The sequence below is a fragment of the Kitasatospora sp. NPDC002543 genome (genome assembly GCF_053594915.1).
Genome location: NZ_JBSFWR010000210.1, coordinates 1 through 3,985 on the forward strand (window position 1 = coordinate 1; position 3,985 = coordinate 3,985).

3 protein-coding genes are annotated in these 3,985 nt (G+C 71.4%); 1 reads left to right on the forward strand and 2 read right to left on the reverse strand.

Going from position 1 to position 3,985, the window contains the following annotated elements:
• Positions 1-1,284, reverse strand: a 1,284-nt coding sequence (locus tag ACWD4P_RS37975) for a putative Ig domain-containing protein (RefSeq protein WP_449782786.1), incomplete at its 3' end; no start/stop codon positions are given.
• A 205-nt stretch (positions 1,285-1,489) separates the two neighbouring features.
• Entirely contained in the window at positions 1,490-2,464 is a 975-nt protein-coding gene (locus tag ACWD4P_RS37980) for a hypothetical protein (RefSeq protein ID WP_449782787.1), read from the reverse strand.
• A 210-nt stretch (positions 2,465-2,674) separates the two neighbouring features.
• Between ACWD4P_RS37980 and ACWD4P_RS37985 the strand changes: the two genes are divergently transcribed.
• Positions 2,675-3,796, forward strand: coding sequence for an alpha/beta hydrolase (locus ACWD4P_RS37985; protein WP_359831734.1), 1,122 nt, complete (start codon positions 2,675-2,677; stop codon positions 3,794-3,796).
• The last annotated feature ends 189 nt before the right edge of the window (positions 3,797-3,985 follow it).

The window sequence follows — 3,985 nt, forward strand, 5'->3', positions numbered from 1 at the left end:
CGGGATGCTCACCGTCTGCGACAGCGAGTCCGAGTGCGTGGAGCCGTAGCCGTTCAGCCACGCCTTCCAGGAGCCGCTGTGGGCCGCCTGCGAGGCGCTGCTGTCCACCACGCCGCTGGACGCCGTCCACGGCGCGGCCGTGCCCGTCTCGAAGCCCGCGTTGCCCAGCAGCTGCGCCGGGGTGCAGCCACCGCCACCCGTGGACACCGTCCAGGTGAAGCTGGTGGAGGCGGACTTGCCCGCGGCGTCCGTCACCGTGACGGTCACGTTGGCGCTGCCCGCGGCGGAGACGGTGCCGGCGATGACGCCGGTCGAGGAGTCGATCGACAGCCCGGCGGGCAGGCCGGTCGCGCTGTACGACAGCGGGGCGGTGCCTCCGGAGGCGCTGATCTGGAGGTTCACCGCACCGCCGACGGCGGTGGACTGGTTGCCCGGGTTGGTGACCGAGACGGCGCCGCTGCCGGCCGGCTTGGTGAGCAGGCAGCCGGACACGTTGAGGTCGATGGCCCGGGTGGAGGGGTTCAGGCAGGTGGTGAACCAGTACGTCTCCTCACCGTAGCTCTGGCCCTTGTAGGCCTTGGTGGTGCCGTCGGCGGCCACCTCGCACGGGTTGTTGAGGGTGCACATGGCGCCGTCGTCGTTGCCGGTGTTGTTGATGCCGACGATCCGCCCGCTGGCGGAGTCGATGATCGGCGAGCCGGAGGTGCCGTGGGTGGTGTTGCAGCCGGAGCTGTAGCGCAGCGAGTCGTGCCAGGTCCACTCGTCCTCGCGCAGGGTCGGCACAAAGCCGTTGACGGAGCAGTTCCAGACCTGCTTCCAGTACGACGAGGGTATGTACATCGACGCGCCGTCGGTCGGGTGCGCGTCGTTGATCGTCAGCGCGGTGGCGCCGTACTTGGAGGTGATCGACCCGTAGGTGTCGGTGAGTTGGTAGAGCGCGACGTCGGTGCCGGTCATCGTCGCGTAGAGCAGCTTGTCGGCCTGGACGGTGCCCAGGCTGTTGCCCGCGCCGTCGAGCAGGGTGCCGCTGCGGCTGGCGGTGGTGTTCTGGATGACCTGGCCGGCCGGCGGCATGGTCGGCAGGCAGTGCCCGTTGGTGAGCATCAGCGCGCGGTCGCCCGCCACCGAGGTGGGGTAACGGACCAGCGAGGCCGAGCAGTTGCTCAGGGCGATGGTGGAGGTCAGGTCGGCCGCCTGGACGGCGTGCGCGGGGGCGGCGGCGAAGGCCAGCCCGCCCGCGACGACGGCACTCGTACCGGCCACCGCGACAAGTCTCTTGAACATGGCTCTCCTTGTGGGGGATCGCGGGGTGTACGACTGGTCGCCGACGCCCGCGCCGCACGAAAGTGCCATGGCCACTTCAACAGGTCAACCGTTCGGGACGAACTCGCCACTGTTCGGAACGGGCCGTGCCATCCGACGGCAACGACCCGTCCCGGTATGCCCGTTACGGACCGGGGCGCGCCCGGCGGAGATCCGCGGGGCACCCCTACGGCTGCGGGAAGGCGTTCGGGTCCACGTCGCTGGTCTTGGCGTTGCCGTCGGCCACCGGCTGGAGGGTGATCTCCCAGGAGGTCGCCGTCCGGCCGGTCTCGAACGGGAAGGTGTCCTCGAACTTGGTGAAGTGACAGTTCTGGGTGAAGGCCTTGGCGTCCTGGTCCCAGTCCGCGCCCCCGGAGACGTAGACCTCGTACGTGCCGTCCTCCACGCCGTCGACGGAGGCGTGCTGCCCCTTGCCGACGAAGACCGAGTGCACCGCCTTGCCGTTCAGCGCGAGCGACACCACGGCGTCCGTCCTCCCCCCGTTCTCGACCTTGAACAGCCCCTCGCCGCGCAGCTTCCCCTTGCGGACCATGGTGCCGTTGTCCAGCGAGCGGGACTGCTGCGGGGGCAGCTGCGGGGCCGCGAAGGTGGTCGAGTAGCCGGCCGTCGTCATCTTGGCCAGGGCCGCCGACACCGCCACCAGCCCCTCGGAGGCGCCCAGTTCGGCCTCGGCCGAGCTCAGCGCGCAGACCTCGTGGAACTTGATGCCGCTGCGGACCTTGCCCGCGTCGGTCGCGAGCGAGGTCATCGCCGCCACCAGCTCGGTCTGCGCCGTGCCGACCGCCGGCGGCTCGTCCGCCTTGGCCAGGGACTTCGCGGCGCCCTGCGCGCTGGTGGCGATGCCGCCCAGCACGGTGTCCAGGTCGGCCAGGCTCTTGGCGCCGGCCACCTGGGCGAGCGCGGTGGTGACCGGGTCGACGCTCGCGCTGAGCACCGGGCCGTACGGCGCCCGGGTCGGCGTCGGCGTCGCGGTCGGCCGCGTGGGGGACGCCGACGCCGCCGACCCCGGCGCGGCCTGACCGCCCGCCGAACCACCCGTCGAACCGCCGCCCCCGCCACCGGAGCACGCCGCCAGCACCAGCGCCGCGCCGGCCGCCAGGCCGGCCCTCCCCACCAAGCGCTCGGACCCCATGAACCCCATGACCCCCACCCCCGGCAAGCCGGACCGCGCACACCGCGCGGCCGTGCGGTCACACATGGTCCCGACCACGATCGACCCGCGTCAACCCATTACCCGACGGTCACCTTCCAGGGGCCGCCCCACCGCCCTCTCCCGGGTCCGCGACCACCGGGAGGACCGGCCCCGGGGGCCGACCCGAGCCGTCCACGGAGGTCAACTACGATCGGGCCCGTGCTCAGTCTCACCGGACTCCCGCTCCAGATCATCGCCTCCGTCCTCGCGATCGCCGTCTTCGCCGCCACCATGTGGCTCTGGCCGCGGTTCGGCGGGAAGGGCTGGAAGGCGTGGCTGGGACGGATCGGCGCGTTCCTCGCCACCCAGGTGTCGGTGCTGGCCGCGATGGGCCTGATCGCCAACAGCTACTTCGGCTTCTACAGCTCCTGGACGGACCTGCTCGGCACCAGCGGCGGGCTCGGCACCGTGGTCGACCACCAGCCCAACGCCTCCGGCGTGGCCGTCACCGGCGAGCAGAAGTTCTACTCCTCCCAGGGCTCCGACCCGGAGCGCTCCGGCCTGATCCAGAAGGTCGACGTCAAAGGGGCCGGCAGCGGTCTGACCACCGAGGCGTACGTCTACCTGCCGCCGCAGTACTTCCAGCCCGACTACGCCAAGCAGCGCTTCCCGATGGCCCTGGTGCTCACCGGGTACCCGGGCACCCCGGAGAAGCTGATCTCGCTGATGCAGTACCCGGCGTCCACGCTGAACGCGATCGAGCAGAAGAAGCTGCCGCCGACCGTCCTGGTGATGACCCGCCCCACCCTGGTCGGCGACCGCGACACCGAGTGCGTGGACGTGCCGAACGGCCCCCAGGTGGAGACCTTCTTCACCACCGACCTGCCCAAGGCCCTCGCCACGACCTACCGGATCGGCACCGACCCGGCCAACCGGGCGGTGATCGGCAACTCCACCGGCGGCTACTGCGCGCTCAAGTTCGCGCTGCGCAAGCCCGACTCCTACCGCTCGGCGGTCGCCCTCTCCGGTTACTACAGCGCGGCCCACGACCCGACCACCGGCGACCTGTTCGGCGGCAGCGCCCAGCTGAAGCAGGAGAACGACCTGCTGTGGCGGCTGCAGAACCAGCCGCCGGCCCCGGTCTCGCTGCTGCTGACCACCGCGAACGACGAGAACAACCGCGACGAGACCAAGGCCATGGTCGCCGCCTTCAAGGCCCCCACCAAGATGTCCACCATCACCCTGGACACCGCCGGCCACAACTTCCACACCTGGACCCGGGAGATCCCCCCGGCCCTCGAATGGCTGGGCAAGCACCTCACCATGCCGCCGTCCGCCTGACGTTCCCCGGATCACACGCGTCTCACAGCCCCGTTTCACGGTTCTCTCAGTCGCGCCACCCACCGTATGGCGCATGACCACGAGCAGCTACACCCCTCCGGCCGGCGAACCGTGGCCCGAGGCCGCGAACTTCCCGCCACCGGAGGTGGCGGGGGCGGCCCCCCCCCCCCCCCCCCCCCCCGAAACCCC